The sequence below is a fragment of the Enterococcus sp. DIV2379 genome, assembly GCF_050542965.1.
In the GTDB taxonomy this organism is placed as follows: Bacteria; Bacillota; Bacilli; order Lactobacillales; family Enterococcaceae; genus Enterococcus_D; species Enterococcus_D entomosocium.
In genome coordinates this window covers 3,321,226-3,338,713 of the sequence record NZ_CP172938.1, presented here as the reverse complement: position 1 = coordinate 3,338,713, position 17,488 = coordinate 3,321,226, and the positions used below count along the sequence as shown (strand labels likewise).

The 17,488-nt window shown below is 46.4% G+C and carries 16 protein-coding genes and 1 riboswitch; of the genes, 15 read left to right on the top strand and 1 reads right to left on the bottom strand.

The features are described from left to right. Positions 1-265: 265 nt before the first annotated feature. The 9 genes from IGI92_RS15410 to IGI92_RS15370 all read left to right on the top strand — a co-directional run bounded on the left by IGI92_RS15410 (position 266) and on the right by IGI92_RS15370 (position 11,006). Positions 266-901: an NAD(P)H-binding protein gene (locus IGI92_RS15410; protein ID WP_430607340.1), complete on the top strand. Its 636-nt coding sequence runs from the start codon at positions 266-268 to the stop codon at positions 899-901. 343 nt (positions 902-1,244) lie between these two features. Further along, positions 1,245-3,893, top strand: a complete 2,649-nt coding sequence (locus IGI92_RS15405; RefSeq protein WP_430607338.1) for an HAD-IC family P-type ATPase — start codon at positions 1,245-1,247, stop codon at positions 3,891-3,893. Between the two features lie 194 nt (positions 3,894-4,087). Beyond that, positions 4,088-4,226, top strand: a riboswitch (FMN riboswitch). 112 nt (positions 4,227-4,338) lie between these two features. Further along, on the top strand, positions 4,339-5,415 hold the full coding sequence (ribD, locus tag IGI92_RS15400) for a bifunctional diaminohydroxyphosphoribosylaminopyrimidine deaminase/5-amino-6-(5-phosphoribosylamino)uracil reductase RibD (RefSeq protein WP_430607335.1): 1,077 nt from the start codon (positions 4,339-4,341) through the stop codon (positions 5,413-5,415). Further along, the gene (locus tag IGI92_RS15395; RefSeq protein ID WP_430607332.1) at positions 5,400-5,987 is read left to right on the top strand and encodes a riboflavin synthase; all 588 of its coding nucleotides are present in this window, start codon (positions 5,400-5,402) and stop codon (positions 5,985-5,987) included. Before ribD ends, IGI92_RS15395 begins: the two co-directional genes overlap by 16 nt. After that, positions 5,965-7,176, top strand: coding sequence for a 3,4-dihydroxy-2-butanone-4-phosphate synthase (gene ribB / locus IGI92_RS15390; RefSeq protein WP_430607331.1), 1,212 nt, complete (start codon positions 5,965-5,967; stop codon positions 7,174-7,176). Before IGI92_RS15395 ends, ribB begins: the two co-directional genes overlap by 23 nt. Before the next feature lie 21 nt (positions 7,177-7,197). Continuing rightward, positions 7,198-7,671: a 6,7-dimethyl-8-ribityllumazine synthase gene (gene ribH, locus IGI92_RS15385; RefSeq protein ID WP_005233264.1), complete on the top strand. Its 474-nt coding sequence runs from the start codon at positions 7,198-7,200 to the stop codon at positions 7,669-7,671. 468 nt (positions 7,672-8,139) lie between these two features. Beyond that, on the top strand, positions 8,140-9,213 hold the full coding sequence (locus tag IGI92_RS15380) for a FecCD family ABC transporter permease (protein WP_005233272.1): 1,074 nt from the start codon (positions 8,140-8,142) through the stop codon (positions 9,211-9,213). Between the two features lie 4 nt (positions 9,214-9,217). Continuing rightward, positions 9,218-10,000 (top strand): ABC transporter ATP-binding protein, encoded by a 783-nt coding sequence (locus IGI92_RS15375; RefSeq protein WP_430607328.1) that lies wholly within the window; start codon positions 9,218-9,220, stop codon positions 9,998-10,000. Beyond that, positions 9,993-11,006 carry an ABC transporter substrate-binding protein gene (locus tag IGI92_RS15370; RefSeq protein WP_430607327.1) on the top strand — a complete coding sequence of 338 codons (1,014 nt, stop codon included), beginning with the start codon at positions 9,993-9,995 and terminating at the stop codon, positions 11,004-11,006. Before IGI92_RS15375 ends, IGI92_RS15370 begins: the two co-directional genes overlap by 8 nt. Positions 11,007-11,155: 149 nt before the next feature. On the opposite strand, the gene IGI92_RS15365 is transcribed toward IGI92_RS15370, so the two are convergent. Continuing rightward, positions 11,156-11,497, bottom strand: coding sequence for a MazG nucleotide pyrophosphohydrolase domain-containing protein (locus tag IGI92_RS15365; protein ID WP_429975066.1), 342 nt, complete (start codon positions 11,495-11,497; stop codon positions 11,156-11,158). Positions 11,498-11,583: 86 nt separating this feature from the next. On the opposite strand from IGI92_RS15365, the gene IGI92_RS15360 reads away from it, so the two are divergent. From IGI92_RS15360 to licT, 6 genes are all read left to right on the top strand, one after another. After that, positions 11,584-12,144: a TIGR00730 family Rossman fold protein gene (locus IGI92_RS15360; RefSeq protein ID WP_087664537.1), complete on the top strand. Its 561-nt coding sequence runs from the start codon at positions 11,584-11,586 to the stop codon at positions 12,142-12,144. Positions 12,145-12,290: 146 nt separating this feature from the next. After that, a complete protein-coding gene (locus IGI92_RS15355) occupies positions 12,291-13,277 on the top strand; it encodes a tRNA dihydrouridine synthase (RefSeq protein ID WP_005230648.1) in 987 nt (328 codons plus the stop codon). Positions 13,278-13,427: 150 nt separating this feature from the next. Next, positions 13,428-13,868: a MarR family winged helix-turn-helix transcriptional regulator gene (locus tag IGI92_RS15350; protein WP_086316644.1), complete on the top strand. Its 441-nt coding sequence runs from the start codon at positions 13,428-13,430 to the stop codon at positions 13,866-13,868. Then, positions 13,865-15,301, top strand: coding sequence for an MDR family MFS transporter (locus IGI92_RS15345; protein ID WP_430607324.1), 1,437 nt, complete (start codon positions 13,865-13,867; stop codon positions 15,299-15,301). The genes IGI92_RS15350 and IGI92_RS15345 overlap by 4 nt, the downstream gene beginning before the upstream one ends. Before the next feature lie 156 nt (positions 15,302-15,457). Next, the gene (gene rarD, locus IGI92_RS15340; RefSeq protein WP_430607322.1) at positions 15,458-16,363 is read left to right on the top strand and encodes an EamA family transporter RarD; all 906 of its coding nucleotides are present in this window, start codon (positions 15,458-15,460) and stop codon (positions 16,361-16,363) included. Positions 16,364-16,641: 278 nt separating this feature from the next. Continuing rightward, positions 16,642-17,484: a BglG family transcription antiterminator LicT gene (licT, locus tag IGI92_RS15335; RefSeq protein ID WP_430607320.1), complete on the top strand. Its 843-nt coding sequence runs from the start codon at positions 16,642-16,644 to the stop codon at positions 17,482-17,484. Positions 17,485-17,488 lie beyond the last annotated feature (4 nt).

The following is a 17,488-nucleotide window of genomic DNA, read 5'->3' as shown; positions in this document are numbered from 1 at the left end:
TTTATTTGGAATTTTCTAAATATTTAAATTATTTCTACCTAGTCTACAAAAGAGTCAAGGCTTTGTCAATCGTTTGAGAAGATTTTTTTCATTTTTTTGGGTGTTTTTTTAAAAACATGGGTTTCTATGGGGAAAAATAGCAAGAATTGGTTTGTGCTGTGCCTTTTTCTCCTTCGTTTAGAAACAGAATAGTTGTTGGATCTAGGTTTTTGTCCTACGATGATACTAGAAAGAGTTGGAAAAAGAATCGAGAGGAGTAAAGAAAATGAAAATTTTTGTCGTTGGTGCTACCGGACGGGTGGGCCAAAAATTGATCGCCTTTCTAGAAAAACAAGGACACATCGTTTATGCTGGTGCGCGCAGCAGTGAGAAAATCACAGAAACGGAGAATATCAAGCCCGTGTTCTTTGATTTACACACGGAACCGGAAGAGATGGCGGCCAAATTCGCAGATGCGGAAGCGGTATACTTCGTGGCGGGTTCCCGAGGCAAAGACTTGCTGCAATCTGATCTGTATGGTGCGGTCAAAGTGATGCAAGCCGCTGAATCAAAAGGAATCGAGCGCTACATCCACCTTAGCTCAGCCTATGCCTTAGAACCTGAACAGTGGCAAAGGGAAGGCATGGCGTCATTGATGGATTACACGATCGCCAAATTTTTCTCTGATCGCTGGCTGATCGACAATACCGCACTAGACTATACGATTTTGCAGCCGGGTGCGTTGAAAGAAACACCAGGATCTAGTTTGATCGAGATCAGTGAAACGACCTCTGGTGCGATCCCCATCGAGGATGTCGCCGTATTGTTAGGTGAAATGCTGGAACGTCCAGCAACTTATCAAAAAGTCATCAAAGTCCAAGCAGGAGAAACACCGATCAGCGAGGCACTGGATCAGCTTTAAGGCGTGCCTTTGGGCTTGAAGAGAATGTACTGAAGGAACTGCACGGCAGCGAATCGTTGTCGTGCGGCTTTTTTTCGTAAAAACTTTGAGAAGCCTCTTCATTGCTATGAAAGCGATGACTCTTGACTTTGGAAAAATAGTTTGTTACGCTTATTGCTAACTTTAGAGGGGGTGGTAAACGAATGTCAAGCGACTCGAGTGACGGTGAGCAGAAACACTATTTTGACTTGCCTTACTTTTTAATTGAATAGGAGACCAACAACAGCGCGTTATTTAGGAGCAGTTTCTAAATAAGGGGCTTATTTGTGTTATCCATCAATGAAAAAGAAAAGGAAGAAAAAAAATGAATAAAAAAGAGTTTCAGTTATCAGTGTCAGAAACAATCGAACAGTATCAGGTGCCCTCTATCGATCAAGGATTGACTGAGGCACAAGTAACCGAGCGGTTAGAAACCTACGGATTGAACCAATTAGCGATCAAAAAAACCGCCAAGTGGCGGTTGCTGCTGCGGCAATTTCATAACACGATCATCTACATTTTGATTTTCTCCGCCATCTTAACGCTGCTGATGGGGCATTTCTCTGATGCCGTGATCATTGGCATCGTCGTACTGGTCAATGCGTTGATCGGTTATTACCAAGAAGCCAATGCTTCCGATGCGTTAGAGCGGATCAAAGAGATGCTATCAGCAGAAGCCACGGTCTATCGGAATGGGATTCGGCAAGATATTCCAGCTGCCGAAGTCGTTCCGGGGGATGTCGTATTCTTAGAAGCCGGCGACAATGTGCCTGCGGATCTGCGGATCATCGAAGCGGACAACTTGCGTATCCAAGAATCCGCCTTGACTGGCGAAGCCGATTCGGTGGAAAAAATAACAGAGACCTTAGTGGATGAAGCAACCCCATTAGCGGAACAACGGAATTTGGCGTTTGCTTCGACTTCCGTGACGTCAGGAAGCGGGAAAGGAATCGTGATCGCTACCGGCGCCACGACTGAGATCGGGAAAATCTCCACAGAAGTCAATCAAACGGAAGAACGAAAAACGCCGTTGATGAAAGAAATCGATGGACTGGGGAAAGGCATCACCTACGTGATCATGGGCGTGGCGGTCTTGCTGTTTGTCGTCAGTTTGTTCCAGCAAACCTATGCGATCTCTGTCTTGTCCTTAGCCGTCGTCACCATGATCGTCGGCTCGATCCCAGAAGGATTGCCAGCAACGACATCGGTGGTTTTGGCGATGGGTGTCAGCGACATGGCAAAAAACAAGCACACCATCATCAAAACACTGCCAGCAGTTGAAACACTAGGCTCAGTGGATGTGATCGCGACGGATAAAACCGGTACCCTGACCAAAAATGAAATGACGGTCAAAGACATCGTATTGGCTGAGCAGGAATACGAAGTGACGGGTGACGGCTATGCGCCGGTGGGAGAAATTCGTCCAAAGCAGGAGGACGTCCACGCGCAAGACACCTTGCAGTTGTTTTTGGAAGCTGGCTACGAAGCCAACGATACGGTATTAGTCCCAGAAGGAAATCACTGGACGATCAATGGGGAACCAACAGACGGCTCCTTTTTGACGCTGTATCATAAGCAATTTACCTATCCGCAAGCACCCGTTTACCAAGAACTGGATATGCTGCCCTTTGATTCGGACAACCGCTACATGGCGAAACTAGTGGCAAACCCTGCGGGGGAACGCTTGTTATTTGTTAAAGGCTCCCCAGATAAATTGTTTGAAATGGTGCAAAAACAAGCGGCACCTTTTAATGAAGCCTATTGGACAGGTCATGTTCGCCGCTTGTCGGCAGAAGGCAAACGAGTGGTAGCGGTGGGCTATCAGAAAGTTTCGATTGATCACATTGATGAAACGATTTTTGAGCAAGGGCTGCAATTACTAGGGATCGCCGGGATCATCGATCCGCCGCGAGAAGAAGTGATTGCCTCCCTGAAGGAAATGAACCAAGCCGGTGTTCAAGTGAAAATGATCACTGGGGATCACCCTCTGACCGCCAAAACGATTGGGGAAAAGCTTGGCTTAGCGGATGAGATTCACGTCGTGACAGGTGCCGAGTTGGATCAGATGAGTGAAGCTGAATTTCAAGATGCTGCCTTGACGAATCAAGTCTTTGCACGAACCACGCCGAAAAATAAATTGGACATTATCAGAGCGCTGCAAGCCAAAGGCAAAGTCACGGCGATGACAGGGGACGGGGTCAACGATGCCCCTGCGTTGAAGCGGGCGGATATCGGTGTAGCGATGGGGATCAGCGGCACGGATGTAGCCAAAGACTCTGCTGATATGATCTTGACCGATGACAATTTCGGTACCATGTCCTTAGCGATTCGCGAAGGACGCAGGATCTATGACAACATCAAAAAGAGCATTCTGTTTCTGTTGCCGACATCTTTTGCCGAAGGGCTGATCATTGCCTTTACGATCATGATGCAAAAAGAATTGCCGTTGCAGGCGACACAACTGCTGTGGATCAACATGGTTTCTGCTATTACGATCCAGTTTGCGTTTATCTTTGAACCAGCAGAGTCTGGGATCATGAACCGCAAACCGCGAAAGACAGGCAATAAATTGTTGAATCGCCACGATATTTGGCAGATGGCGTATGTATCGATTTTGATGGCAGTCATCAGTTTGATCGCCCATGACTGGCTCTTGCTGCAAGGCGTCAGCGAAGCCGTTGCCAGTACCATGATGGTCAATATCGTGGTCTTGAGTAAGATTTTCTATTTGTTCAACATCCGTACCAGTGCACCAGCGTTTTCTAAAGCTTCCTTCACCAATCCAAAAGCGTTCTTGATCATTGGTGTGATGCTGGTTCTGCAACTGTTATTGACCTATGTTCCATTTATGCAAAGCGCCTTTCATACGGAGGACATGTCCTTGATCGGCTGGGTCATCTCAGCAGCTTCTGGGATGGTCGTCTTACTCGTGACGGAGTTCGATAAATGGCTTCGTTCGAGAAAAAATATTTAACCTAGGTTTTCTCGTGTTTTTTTACAGGCAAAATCGCCTTGTTGCAGCTTAGAAAAATGGCGGAACGACAAGGGATTTCTGCTGTCGCTGCTTTGGGTTTGCCAAAAGAAAAAGCCAAGAGGAATTCTTCTCGGCTTGTAATCAGGCCTATTGACAAACAAAAATGGTCGGGCTAAAATGCACATGAATTGAATAGTATTCTTCGGGGCAGGGTGTAATTCCCGACCGACGGTGACAAGTACAATGCTTGAAGTCCGTGACCCGCATAGCTATGCGGTGGAGCCAGTGTGAATCTGGCACCGACAGTGAAAGTCTGGATGGGAGAAGAAAAACCACAAAATTTCAAGGGGCGCAGTGCGTCTAAAACTGATTTTTTGCCGGTCTTGTTTGTCTATGCCTCGTGAGATTCTCACGAGGCATTTTTTTATTGAAAGGAGGAAGGAAGATGCATAACGAATACATGCGTTTGGCGATCGCAGAAGCCAAAAAAGGGCGTTACCAAACCTTTACCAATCCGCTAGTGGGCGCTGTGATCGTCAAAGAGCAACGGGTCATTGCCAAAGGGGCTCACTTAGTCTATGGGCAGCCCCATGCGGAACGAAACGCCATCGAACAATGCCATTCCTCCGAAGACCTAATCAATTCGACTTTATACGTGACGTTAGAACCTTGCAACCATCAAGGAAAACAGCCGCCTTGCACCCAGCTGATCATCGACAGCGGCATCAAAAAAGTAGTTGTCGGCCAGTTAGACCCTAACCCGATCGTGGCTGGACAAGGCAAGCGCTTTTTAGAAAATCAGGGCATCGAAGTGTTGGTGGGTATCGAAGAAACAGAAGTGCGCCATTTGAATCCACACTATAATTTTTACCATCAGCATCAGCGACCTTACGTGGCATTGAAGCAAGCGATCACTTTAGATGGTCGGATCGCTCATGATGCGTTAACCCGCAGTGCGATCACTGGTTCAGGGGTTTGGCAAAACGTTCATCAAGAACGTGGGGACTACCAAGGGATCTTAGTGGGCAGTCAGACGGTGTTGACGGATGATCCCACCTTATTGACCACGATTGAAACCAGCTTTCCGCCGATTCGCATCGTGGTAGACCGTCGGGGACGAACGCTGTCGCAACCCCAACTGGCACTGTTTGCCGACGATTCGGCACCTGTGTGGGTTTTTACGCAGCAGGCAGCTGTCAATGATTTGCCAGCGCATGTCTCAGTGATCCAACTGGAAGAATTGACGATCGCTGCATTGTTGAAGGAGCTTGCCACACGACAGGTCCAATCGCTTTACGTGGAGGGAGGCGCTGCGATCCATGATGCCTTTTTAGCCAGCGGACTGTGGCAAGAAAGCATTACCTATGTGGCGCCAAAGTTTCTTGGGGGCAATAGTCTCGCTAGTTTTGCCAGTGAACGTACCCCGAAACAGCTGCAGCAGCTAACAGAGGTGACGGTGACGGCAGTTGGGGAAGATGTTTGCATCCGAGGAAGGAGACAAGAGAAATGTTCACAGGATTGATTCAGGAAAAAGGCCGCATCAAAGAGATCCGCAAGCAAAGCCGCACGATCCAGCTAACCTGCAGTGCGTCGGAAGGCTTGCTGGCGGATTACCAGATCGGAGACAGCATGGCGATCAACGGGACGTGTTTGACGGCGATCGCCAAACAAGCGACGACGTTTACGGTGGATATCATGCCGGAAACCTTTCAACGAACGACCTTTAAACAACTCTCGGTGGGTGCCGAAGTCAATTTGGAGCGAGCGATGGCAGCAACGCAGCGGTTTGAAGGCCACTTTATCGCAGGCCACATCAATGTAACGACTCGTTTGATCCAGAAAAAGCAGTTGGAAAATGCCTTGATCTTGACATTTGCTTACCCCGCCAGTGTGCAAGGAGAAATCATTCCGCAAGGGTCAATTGCGATCAATGGCGTCAGTTTGACGGTCACCCAGACGACGGCACAGGCCTTTTCCGTTAGCTTGATTCCCCATTCCAAAGACCAGACGACACTGGGGCAGTTGAAACAAGGGGAGTGGGTCAATATCGAGACGGATATGATTGGGAAATATGTCAAATACCAACGAAAATGAAAGAAGGCAGACGATGCATAAAGTAGAACAAGCAGTGGAATGGCTAAAAAAAGGCGGCTTAGTGATTGTCGCCGATGATGAAAATCGGGAATCAGAAGGAGATTTGATTGGGATCGCTGAATACGCAACGCCAGAAGCCGTCAATTTTATGGCGACTTATGGCCGCGGTTTGATCTGTGCACCCCTCTCACAAGCGATCGCTGAAAAGCTGGCGTTGCCTGAGATGACCGCCAATAATACGGATGCCTTTGGTACCGCGTTTACCATCAGTGTCGATCACGTTATGACGAGTACGGGAATTTCTGCGAAAGACCGGGCAGTGACGATTGAAAAGTTGGCTGATCCTGCGTCACAGGCTGCGGATTTTTATCGCCCTGGCCATATCTTCCCATTGACCGCTCAACCTGGCGGCGTGTTGGAACGCAGAGGACATACAGAAGCGGCTGTGGATTTAGCAAAGCTTGCTGGCAGCGTGGAAGCAGCCTACATTTGTGAGATTTTAAATGAAGATGGCACAATGGCTCGGGTCCCAGAATTGAAAAAATTAGCAGAAAAATGGCAGCTGCCGTTTTTGACCATTGATGAGTTGGCGGAATATCTACGAGGAACTGCACCTATCACGGTGGATCTGCCAACGGCTTATGGGGCGTTCCAATTGACCTTATTTGAAGATGAATTCGGCAATGAACACCTTTTACTAGCCAAAGGCGAGATTCAACATACTACCGAGCCGCTGTTACTACGGATCCATTCAGAGTGTTTAACAGGCGACGTCTTCGGCTCTCATCGCTGTGATTGTGGCGAACAGCTGCAAGAAGCGATGCGGCAGATCGAAGCAAAAGGCCGCGGTGCGATTTTGTATCTACGCCAAGAAGGCCGCGGTATTGGCTTGCGGAACAAGCTCCGTGCCTATCAGCTGCAGGAACAAGGCATGGATACGTATGAAGCAAATATTGCATTAGGGTTTGCAGCAGATGCCCGTCATTACACGTTTGCTGCCGATGTTTTACGTTCCTTAGAAGTGCAGGAGATTCAACTGATGACCAACAACCCTGACAAGGTGAAGGAATTAGAAAGCTTAGGGATCAAGGTAGTAGCACGGGTACCGCTGGAGATGCCTGTGCATAAAGAAAACAGCAGCTATTTGAAAACGAAGAAAGAAAAGTTTCACCATTACCTATCTATTTAATCAACCAAAGGAGAATGAGCGATGACAGTATTTGAAGGAACGTTTCAGGGAGAGGCAGTCAAAGTAGGGATCGTGGTTTCACGATTCAACGAGTTTATCACTTCCAAGTTAGTGGAAGGCGCCAAAGACAATTTGGTGCGTCATGGAGTCAAAGCAGAAAACATCGATGTGTATTGGGTACCAGGTGCTTATGAGATTCCGTATATTACCAAAAAAATCGTTGACCACAAACAATACGATGGGATCGTGACATTAGGTGCCTTGATTCGCGGAGCAACGACCCACTATGAATTGATCTCAAATGAAGTGGCGAAAGGCGTAGCCCAAATTGGTCTGAATGCCGACATTCCGATCATGTTTGGTGTATTGACGACTGAAACGATTGAACAAGCCGTTGAACGAGCGGGAACCAAAGCCGGCAATAAAGGCAGTGAAGCCGCTCAAGGTCTTTTGGAGATGATTTCGTTGAATCAGCAAATCCTTGGCAACGCATAGGTTTCACGTGCTAACAAAGGGAAGCTAGCAAGAAAAAGCCTGCCTAAGCATAGGCTTCAGACTGGAGACAGACTTCGTACGAAATGAAGTCTGTCTTTTTTCATCATTAAAAAAACTGGATTATTTTGCCGAAGAATTTGCTTCTTCACGGATACCGTGTTTTCGATAGGTCAATGGAAAGGAAAATGCCCAATCAATCCCGAACATTAGAATAACTCTTATTTAAGGAAATTTTCAGAAAATTATTTACATTTCACAAAAGGTTCCTTATAATGACTCTATTCATTGAGAGTGATTCTCATTTGCAAATAGATGTCAAAGTAGCACATGGCTTTGGCGCTTTTCATGAGAAGAACTTTTATAAGCGAAAAAACGCACAGATGCTTCTTTTATGATGGCGGCGAGGCAACACTCAGGTTGTTTTTGCTGTGAAATCAGAGGAGTTCGTGCTGAATAAAGGAGAATCACATGTCGGTAGGGTTGATTAAATCAAATCGTTGGATGGTGTCGACAATCATTTGCTGTGTTTTAGTTGTCGCCATTCTCTTATCTGCAGGAGTTGCTTTGGCAAACGGCCAAGCCAATATCACCCTTGGCGAAGTTTACCAAATTCTCTTCTATAAAATCAGCCACGGGTTGGTTGGTGATCTTTCAGGCATTTCAGACGCAAACATCAATATCGTCTGGTTTGTTCGGGCACCGCGGGTCTTGCTTTCTATTTTTGTGGGGATGGGGTTAGCGATCAGCGGGGCAGTGATGCAGGCAGTGGTCCAAAATCCGCTGGCAGATCCCTATATCCTAGGAATCTCTTCCGGCGCATCCTTAGGGGCGACCTTTGCCATCTTAGTCGGTTTTGGCGGCTCGGCGCTAGTCTTGCAGCTGGGCTTATCGTTTGGCGCCTTTGCAGGAGCGGGGATTGCGACTATTTTGGTGCTGCTGCTTGCCAGTATTGGTGGGAAAATGACTTCCACAAAACTTGTGCTGTCGGGGACGATCGTCAGTGCCTTATGTAGCTCTGTTTCAAACTTGATCATCTATCTGGCTAGCAATGCAGAAGGGATGAAGACCGTAGCGTTTTGGTCGATGGGCAGCTTAGCCTCGGCTTCTTGGAACAAATTGGGCTTTATCGTGGTTCTGGTTTCTTTGATCACGCTGTTCTTCCTGACGCAATACCGTGTTTTGAATACGCTTTTGCTGGGGGATGAAGTTGCTTCCACCTTAGGGGTCAAGCTGACCTTCTATCGGCGTTTTTACATGCTGCTAGCAGCGCTATTAACTAGTATCATCGTTGCGAATTCTGGGATGATCGGCTTTGTCGGCTTGATCATTCCTCATATCGTACGTGGAGTCAGCGGCTCGGATCATCGCCTGTTGATGCCTTTGACCGCTTTGACAGGCGCGTTGTTTTTGATTTGGGCGGATGTGATCGCCCGCTCGACCCTGCAAGGAGTCGAACTGCCGATCGGGATCATTACAGCGCTGATTGGCGCACCGATCTTTATCTATATCATTGTCAAACGACAATACAACTTTGGGGGGTGACGAGATGAAATTGGCAGTTGAAAAGCTCAATCTGACGATCGGGGATCAGCAGATTCTAAAAGACATCTCCGTCCAAACCGCACAAGGGCAATTTGTCGGTTTGATTGGGTCTAATGGCAGTGGGAAGTCCACGTTGTTAAAAGCCATCTACAAAACGTTGAAACCAGACAGCGGCGAAATTTATCTGGGTAAGATGAATATTTTGAAAAGTTCCGAAAAAAAAGTCGCCCAGCAAGTCAGCGTCGTCAGTCAATTCAATGAGTTGAGCTTTGATTTAACAGTAGAACAGATGGTGCTTTTAGGCCGCACCCCCCACAAGGGGTTGTTGGAACAAGACACCAAAGCCGACCATGAACTGGTCACCGAAGCCTTAGCCAAAACAGGGCTAAGTGCCTACAGAAAACGCAGCTACCTCTCATTATCAGGAGGCGAAAAACAGCGGGTCGTCCTTGCTCGTGCCATCACCCAAGAACCGAAATTTATGATTCTCGATGAGCCGACCAATCATTTGGATATCCGTTACCAGCTGGAAATCTTAGAGACCGTCAAACATCTGAAGATTGGCTTGTTGGCGGCGCTGCATAATTTGGAACAAGCTGCCAACTATTGCGACATTATCTATGCCTTAAAAGATGGGCGGGTCATAGGTTATGGCGAACCAGAAACGCTGCTGACAGAGGAACTGATCGAAGAAATCTATGGCGTGAAATGCAGTATTTACCATCATCCGATCACAGGCGGATTAGGGTTTCATTATTATTTTGAAAAGGAGCAAACAGATGAATAAATGGGGAAAAATGATTGGGGTAGGATTGGCAGTTTTTACATTAAGCGCTTGCGGCAATACGAAGGATGAAGGAACTTCGGCTTCTTCCTCACAGGCAGAAAGTACGTATCCCTTAACCATCAGCAACTACACCAAAGCAGAAGGCGGCACGCAATGGACCGCCAAGGATCAAACCTTTAATGAGGCACCAAAAAAAGTCGTTGCCAACACACGACCAGCAGCGGAATTGCTGCTGCATCTCGGCCTCAAGGATCAGATTGCGGGTGTCGGTGCAACCTTTGGTGCCGCTGATGAGGAAGTTGCTGCTGATTACGCAGAACTCAACGACCTGGGCAGCGACTATATCAGTAAAGAAACAGCCTTAAGTGTGGATCCAGATTTGATTTTTGGCCGCGGGGGACTTTTCGATAACCAAGATTGGGGCGTTGGCACCGTTGATTCCTTGAACGAGATGGGCATTCCGACTTATGTCCAAGAAACCTCTGTCACTGGGGCGACGTTTGATTCTGTTTATCAAGACATTGAAAACCTTGGTAAGCTCTTCAATGTCCCTGAGGCAGCCGCTGCTTTTGAAAAAGAATTAAAGGATCGTCAGAGTGCCTTGGAAGAAAAAGTAGCAGACAAAGAAGAGCAAACCTTTGCCCATCTCTTTATGTCTGATCCTAGTGTTGTCAGTGTCTATGCCGCTCAAGATGAGTCTTTTTTCAATAGCAACTTTGATATGATCAAACTGAACAATGTGTTTCAAGACTATTCAGGGGAAGTCAGTGTCGAAACTTTGATCGAAACGGATCCCGATGTCTTGATCGTCGGCGACTGGTCAACGATCGAAGGCAGTGTTTCCGGTCAAGAAATCATTGAAGGCTTATACAAAAACGACAAACTCTCTAGCATGAAAGCCATCGAAAACAAACAAGTCTACAGCATGGACTACAATTATCTCTTTGGCTACGGCTACCAAGCCTTGACTGGTTTGGAAGAACTGGTAGAGCAAATGGCACAATAAACACCTTCTATTATATAAAAAGGAGAACCAACTTTTTATATAATAGAAGAAAATCAACGTTTCACTGGCCGATTGACCACAGAAACGTTGGTTTTTTGTATTTGGGAAAAGCAACCTTTGCCGCTGCCCGTTACGCAACAAGTAGCCCGTTAGCTGTTTTTTTCTGTCTCTTGGTTCATTTGATAGCGAGACAAAAGCTTTTCTTTGTGTTTTTGCATGATTGTTTCCAGAGAAATATCGTATTTATCGGCGAGAATAAATAAGTTATCCAGTACATCGCCCAATTCTTCCGTCAGATTTGCCAGTTTTTCTTCCGGCAAGCCTTCTTGTTCATCGGGACGGTCACGGCCAATCTCCAATGTCCGAATGGCACGGCTCACTTCCCCGACTTCTTCTGCTAAAAAATTCGCCCGAATAAACGGATCATATTGATACCAGTTGCGGGATTTGTAGAAGTCACTGATAAGTCGTTGATATTCCTCAATGTTCATAATTTTTTTTCCATCCTTTCCCAGAACCTTTATCAGAATCATGATATACTATTTCAAAATGATTGAGAAGGATGATGGAGAGTTTTATGAAAATTGCAGTCTATTGTGGTGCCAGTGTCGGTAATGAACCTAGTTTTGCAACAGCCGCCCAAGAATTGGGGCAGTGGATCGCTTCACGGCAAAATACGCTGGTCTATGGCGGCGGAAAAGCGGGCTTGATGGGCGTGCTGGCAGATGCTGTCTTAGAAAATGGCGGTCAGGTGATCGGGGTGATCCCAACCTTTTTAAAAGATCGGGAACTAGCACATCCTGGATTGACCGAACTCCATGTCGTCGAGACGATGTCAGAAAGAAAACGAAAAATGTTCGAATTGTCGCAGGCGTTTGTCGCACTGCCAGGTGGTCCCGGGACGCTGGAAGAAATCACGGAGATGATCTCGTGGTCAAGAATCGGTCAAAACCCGAATCCTTGTGCTTTTTATGATGTGAACAACTTTTACCGCGCAACGAGAGCCTTGTATGACAACATGGTGGAAAATGAGTTCTTGACGCAGGCCGATCGCGAAAAAATCGGTTTTGCGCAAACAACGAATGAACTTGAAGCCTTTATTCAAGCCTATGAACCGCCAGTTATTCGGCAGTATTAAGCGTCTGTTGCAAAAGAGCAAGGCGAAGCACCGGCGGGTGTCGTCTTGCTCTTTTGCTTCTTTGACGCATTCTTAGTATAATGGGGTTTGTTTTGCAAGTGGGGTCATAAAATAAGATCCTTGGACAAAGAAATGGAGCGTAAATCATGACAACAAATTTTTGGGCTGAATTGCCGAAGCCTTTTTTTATTCTAGCACCAATGGAAGATGTCACCGATGTCGTTTTTCGGCATGTCGTTCAAGCTGCCGGCGCACCAGATGTTTTCTTTACGGAATTTACCAACTCCGATAGTTACTGTCATCCAGAAGGACGCGACAGTGTGCGGGGACGTTTAGTCTTCACCGAAGATGAGCAACCGATGGTAGCCCACATTTGGGGAGACAAGCCAGAGTATTTCCGTGAAATGAGTATCGGATTAGCCGAGATGGGCTTTAAAGGGATTGACTTAAATATGGGCTGTCCAGTGCCAAACGTTGCCGGACGAGGCAAAGGCAGCGGCTTAATCTTGCGACCAGAAGTTGCTGCTGAGCTGATCCAAGCAGCCAAAGCTGGCGGCTTGCCGGTCAGCGTCAAGACGCGTTTGGGCTATACCGAACTAGGGGAAATGGAAGCCTGGTTGACCCATGTCCTGCAACAAGATATCGCTAACCTTTCGATCCATTTACGAACCCGCAAAGAAATGAGCAAGGTCGATGCCCATTGGGAATTGATTCCTGAAGTGGTGGCCTTGCGGGACCGAATCGCCCCACAAACGAAGCTGACGATCAACGGCGATATCCCTGATCGTACCAAAGGTTTAGAGCTAGCAGAAAAATATGGCGTAGACGGAATCATGATCGGTCGGGGTATTTTCAAGAATCCCTATGCCTTTGAAAAAGAACCGAAAGAGCATACCTCAGAAGAGCTATTAGGCTTGCTACAGCTGCAATTAGACTTGCAGGATCATTACGCCAAAATGGTGCCACGCTCGATCGCAGGATTGCATCGTTTCTTTAAAATCTATGTCAAAGGCTTCCCAGGAGCCAGTGATTTGCGAGCAAAATTGATGAATACCAAATCAACGGATGAAGTTCGGCAACTGCTGGCAGAGTTTGCGGAGAAAAAGAACCACGAGGAAAGTATTGAAGCGTAAGTTTCAATGCTTTTTTCGTTTTTGGTTGCTGCATCCGCTCTCAATGTCAATCCTTTCTTGACAATAGATAGGTACCTATGTAAAATGGAGAGCGGACTTTTAACTAGGTACCTATCTAAATAGTGAAGAGGCGAAAGGAGCTGAAGGTCGATGGTTTCCGAACAAGAAATCGTGGAACGATTGTTTGAAGTGTATAAATTAAATCGGCGGTATGCGGAACAAAAATATGGGCGTTTTATGCCAGGTCGGGGACAGTTCAATTGCCTACTGGTATTGGACGAAAAAGGGACGTTGACCCAAAAAGATCTCGCCGCGTATTTAGCGATTCGCTCGACATCCACTGGCGAACTACTAAAAAAACTGGCTGAAAAAGGGCTGATCCAAAAAGAAGTCGATCCGAAAGATAAACGCATCCATCTGATTTCGCTGACGGAAGCAGGCAAGGAAGAGGCACAGCGAATGAAAGAAAAACGTAGCAAGGCGCACCAAGAAATGCTGACCTATTTGACGGCAGAAGAAAAACAAGCCTTTGGTCAAGCCTTAGCAAAAATCGAACAGTTTTATCTTGAGAAGGAGGCGGACGTTGATTGAGTGAAACAGTCCAACGAACGGAACGTCAGCGGACGCTGATTTTTATTAATTTAATGATTACATGTATTGCCGTATCCATGTTGGCGACCGCCTTGACGACGGCTTTACCCGCCATCGTCACTGACCTGCAGATTTCCGTCACTACGGGACAATGGCTGACTAGCGGTTATTCCTTGGCGATGGCGATCGTTATGCCCTTGACGGCATATCTTATGAATCGTGTGCCAACCAAAAAGCTGTATCTCGCTGCCTTAGGAATTGCGTTGGTGGGCTTGCTGCTTTGTGCTGCAGCTCCCAATTTTCTAGTCATGATGCTTGCTCGTATTTTGCAGGCCGTAGGCAATGGAATCTTGACAGCAATGGCGCAAGTGATTCTCTTATCGATCTATCCGATCAATCGTATTGGTGTCGTGATGGGCTGGTATGGACTATCGATCACCGCGGCACCCGTGATCGCACCGACTCTTGCTGGGGTGATCGTGGACCGCTTGAACTGGCATGCGATTTTTTATATCGTTGCCGTGATTGTTTTGATTTCACTGATTTGGGCCATAAAGGTTTTTGATGATGTGTTGCCAGTAAGCAACAGCAAATTTGATCAGACCTCTTTTGTTTTGAGTGCCTTCGCCTTTGGTGGGATTACTTTAGGCTTTGGCAATATCGGCAGCTATGGCTTTTTCAGCTTACCCGTTTTAGGAACCTTAGGGCTCGGTTTGGTAGCAGGGATCTTCTTTGTCTTCCGTCAGTTAAGAGCGGAAACTCCATTTTTGGATCTGCGGGTCTTAAAAACAAAAGAGTATGCCATCAGTGTCTTTGGCAGTATCATGCTTTACTTGGTCTTGATGGGTTCGGCGATGCTGATGCCGCTATACGTGCAGTCGATTTTAGGCAAATCAGCGACGATCTCGGGATTAGTCGTTTTGCCAGGCTCTCTGGTCTCGGCTTTCTTAAGTCCCGTGGCTGGGCGAATCTATGACAAAGTCGGCATCCGTCTGTTGACGCTTTTTGGCGGCGGCTCACTGGTCTTGAGCAACATCGGCATGTATTTTATCCATATGCACACGGGTATTTGGGTAGCAGTGGTTTTGAACATGCTGCGCTGTGCCGCCACAGGCTGTTTGTTGATGCCCTTCGTGACGTGGGGAAATAAAAATATTCCGCCGCAACTGACGGCGCATGGAACAGCGTTATTGACTTCTTTGCGGACTGTGGCAGGCGCCATCGGGACAGCATTATTTGTCGGGATCATGAATAGTGTGGCGCAAAAAAGCACGACCTTAACAGGAACGAGTGCGTTGCTTCATGGGATGAATGTTTCTTTCTTATTGATGACGATCGCTTCTGGACTGCTGTTTGCAACGGGGCTATTTTTGATTCGTGATCAGAAACCAGAAGCCGTGTGGCTGGAAGGTACGGAAGAACCGTTGGAATAAAGAGGGGCACCTTTCTTTGAAGGGTGCTTTTCTTGATTTATTTCATGAAACTCTATGAAAAACCAAAAAATTCGATATAATAAGATAACTTATGGTTTAGGAGGAGTATTTTTTTTCAGGAAAGACTTGCTTTCATGGAAAAAAATCAGGGAGAAAATGAAGAATAAAGGCGTTTATTTTGGGTTGTCTGCCTATGTATTATGGGGCTTGGTCACACTATATTGGAAAATAATCGTTGGGGTTTCCCCGTTAGCCACGATGTGCTACCGAATCGTGTGGTCCTTTGTTTTTATGGTGTTGTTTATCGTGCTTTCCGGGAAGAAAACGCAATTTTTACAAGAAGCGCGTCTGCTGTGGAAGAACAAAGCATTTGCTGGACTGATCGTTTTAGCGTCTGTGCTGATTTCCATCAACTGGTTCACTTTTATCTTCGCGGTGAGTGCGGGCCACGTGATGCAAGCCAGCTTAGGCTATTACATCAATCCGCTAGTCAATGTCTTGTTAGCAACCGTTTTTTTGAGGGAACGACTTAGTCGTACTGGCATGCTGGCGTGTCTGTTGGCAAGTATCGGGGTAATCTTATTGTCGATTCAAACAGGAACGATTCCTTATGCCTCACTGATCATGGCCTTTTCCTTTAGTACGTATGGCTTGATCAAAAAAAGAATCCCTATTAGTTCCGTCACTGGGTTAACGATCGAGACGATGGTGATTTTTCCCTTTGCGCTCGTGTATATTTTAGGGTTTTCAACCGTCGGCTTTATGAATTATCCCTTGCAAACCAATCTCTTATTGATGGGTGCCGGGATCGTGACGGCTATTCCGTTGTTGCTGTTTGCGGAAGCAGCGAAAAATGTTTCTTACATTACGCTTGGGTTTATTCAATACGTCAATCCGACGATCATGCTTTTGTTGGCCATCTTTTTGTTTCACGAAACCTATTCACTGGCCCAATTTTCCGCCTTTGCGTTTATTTGGCTGGGGATCGCGGTCTTCACCTATGGTACGTTAGGCACGGCTATGAAAGAGCGGCGCATGGGACAGCAAAGAAAGCAACTCTGATACATTAGGAATGGCTGCAGCTGAGCCATTCCTTTTTTTATTAAAAAACAACTCAATTTAGATAGTGAAGGATGTTGCAAGGAGAATTGTTCAATGGTATAACAAAGGAAAAGCACGTTGCAGAAATTCTGATTGAAAAGGGTTGCATCTGCCACAGGGGTGTGTTATTATTCTTTCAGTTACAAGGATTGTTACTGTTCGGCAGGCAAAACCAGAATTGACCGTAGCGCGCTAATGGGGAGATTCTAGGTTTTTTTATTTTGGAGTGAGGGAAAACGATGGTTATTGGGAAAATATTAAATAATAATGTCGTCATCTCGACCAATGATGCCGGTCAGGAAGTGATCTATATGGGTCGTGGCATTGCGTTTAAGAAAAAGGTCGGCGATCCAGTGGATGAAGCCTTTGTCGAAAAAGAATTTGTGTTAAAGGATACGTTTACCGCAAATCAGTTTCAGCAATTGTTTTCAGACATTCCTGTGGAAGAAGTCGAAGCCGTCAAGCAAGTGGTGGATGATGCAGAAGCGTCATTGGGGATCGAGCTGTCGCCAAATATTTATTTGACACTGACCGATCATATCCATTATGCGCTAGTTCGGGCACGTGAAGGCATTGAGCTGCCGAATCCATTGTTGTTTGAGACCCGCAAATTTTATCCGAAAGAGTATGCGGTTGCAGCAGATGCCGTTGCTTATTTTGAAAAAGTCTTCGGGATTTCATTGCCGGAATCGGAAATTGGCTTTATCGCCTTTCATATCGTCAATAGCGAACAAGCAAATGGTACGATGGAAACCACGATGCAAGCGGTAGAGATCGTTCGTGACGTACTGGCGATCATCAGTCGTTTTTATGGACGAGTCTTTAACCCAGATTCCTTGAACTATCAACGGATCACCACGCATTTACAGTATTTTGCGCAGCGCTATTTAAGCGATGAACTTTCGGGGGGAAAAGATGAATTTTTATTTGCCCTTGTGCAATCGAAGTACCCTAAAGCGTTTCAAACGGTCCAACGGATCAACGAATATTTGATCAAAACCTACGACAAATCGATCGGTGAATCAGAAATGATCTACTTAACGATCCATATCGAACGTGTCGTCAATGATCAAACCAATTAACATT

What these genes read in the sequence shown, in the direction of transcription:
- IGI92_RS15410 (WP_430607340.1), top strand. Translation starts at nt 266, where the DNA reads ATGAAAATTTTTGTCGTTGGTGCTACCGGACGGGTGGGCCAAAAATTG.
- IGI92_RS15405 (WP_430607338.1), top strand. Translation starts at nt 1,245, where the DNA reads ATGAATAAAAAAGAGTTTCAGTTATCAGTGTCAGAAACAATCGAACAG.
- ribD (WP_430607335.1), top strand. Translation starts at nt 4,339, where the DNA reads ATGCATAACGAATACATGCGTTTGGCGATCGCAGAAGCCAAAAAAGGG.
- IGI92_RS15395 (WP_430607332.1), top strand. Translation starts at nt 5,400, where the DNA reads ATGTTCACAGGATTGATTCAGGAAAAAGGCCGCATCAAAGAGATCCGC.
- ribB (WP_430607331.1), top strand. Translation starts at nt 5,965, where the DNA reads ATGTCAAATACCAACGAAAATGAAAGAAGGCAGACGATGCATAAAGTA.
- ribH (WP_005233264.1), top strand. Translation starts at nt 7,198, where the DNA reads ATGACAGTATTTGAAGGAACGTTTCAGGGAGAGGCAGTCAAAGTAGGG.
- IGI92_RS15380 (WP_005233272.1), top strand. Translation starts at nt 8,140, where the DNA reads ATGTCGGTAGGGTTGATTAAATCAAATCGTTGGATGGTGTCGACAATC.
- IGI92_RS15375 (WP_430607328.1), top strand. Translation starts at nt 9,218, where the DNA reads ATGAAATTGGCAGTTGAAAAGCTCAATCTGACGATCGGGGATCAGCAG.
- IGI92_RS15370 (WP_430607327.1), top strand. Translation starts at nt 9,993, where the DNA reads ATGAATAAATGGGGAAAAATGATTGGGGTAGGATTGGCAGTTTTTACA.
- IGI92_RS15365 (WP_429975066.1), bottom strand. Translation starts at nt 11,497, where the DNA reads ATGAACATTGAGGAATATCAACGACTTATCAGTGACTTCTACAAATCC.
- IGI92_RS15360 (WP_087664537.1), top strand. Translation starts at nt 11,584, where the DNA reads ATGAAAATTGCAGTCTATTGTGGTGCCAGTGTCGGTAATGAACCTAGT.
- IGI92_RS15355 (WP_005230648.1), top strand. Translation starts at nt 12,291, where the DNA reads ATGACAACAAATTTTTGGGCTGAATTGCCGAAGCCTTTTTTTATTCTA.
- IGI92_RS15350 (WP_086316644.1), top strand. Translation starts at nt 13,428, where the DNA reads ATGGTTTCCGAACAAGAAATCGTGGAACGATTGTTTGAAGTGTATAAA.
- rarD (WP_430607322.1), top strand. Translation starts at nt 15,458, where the DNA reads ATGAAGAATAAAGGCGTTTATTTTGGGTTGTCTGCCTATGTATTATGG.
- licT (WP_430607320.1), top strand. Translation starts at nt 16,642, where the DNA reads ATGGTTATTGGGAAAATATTAAATAATAATGTCGTCATCTCGACCAAT.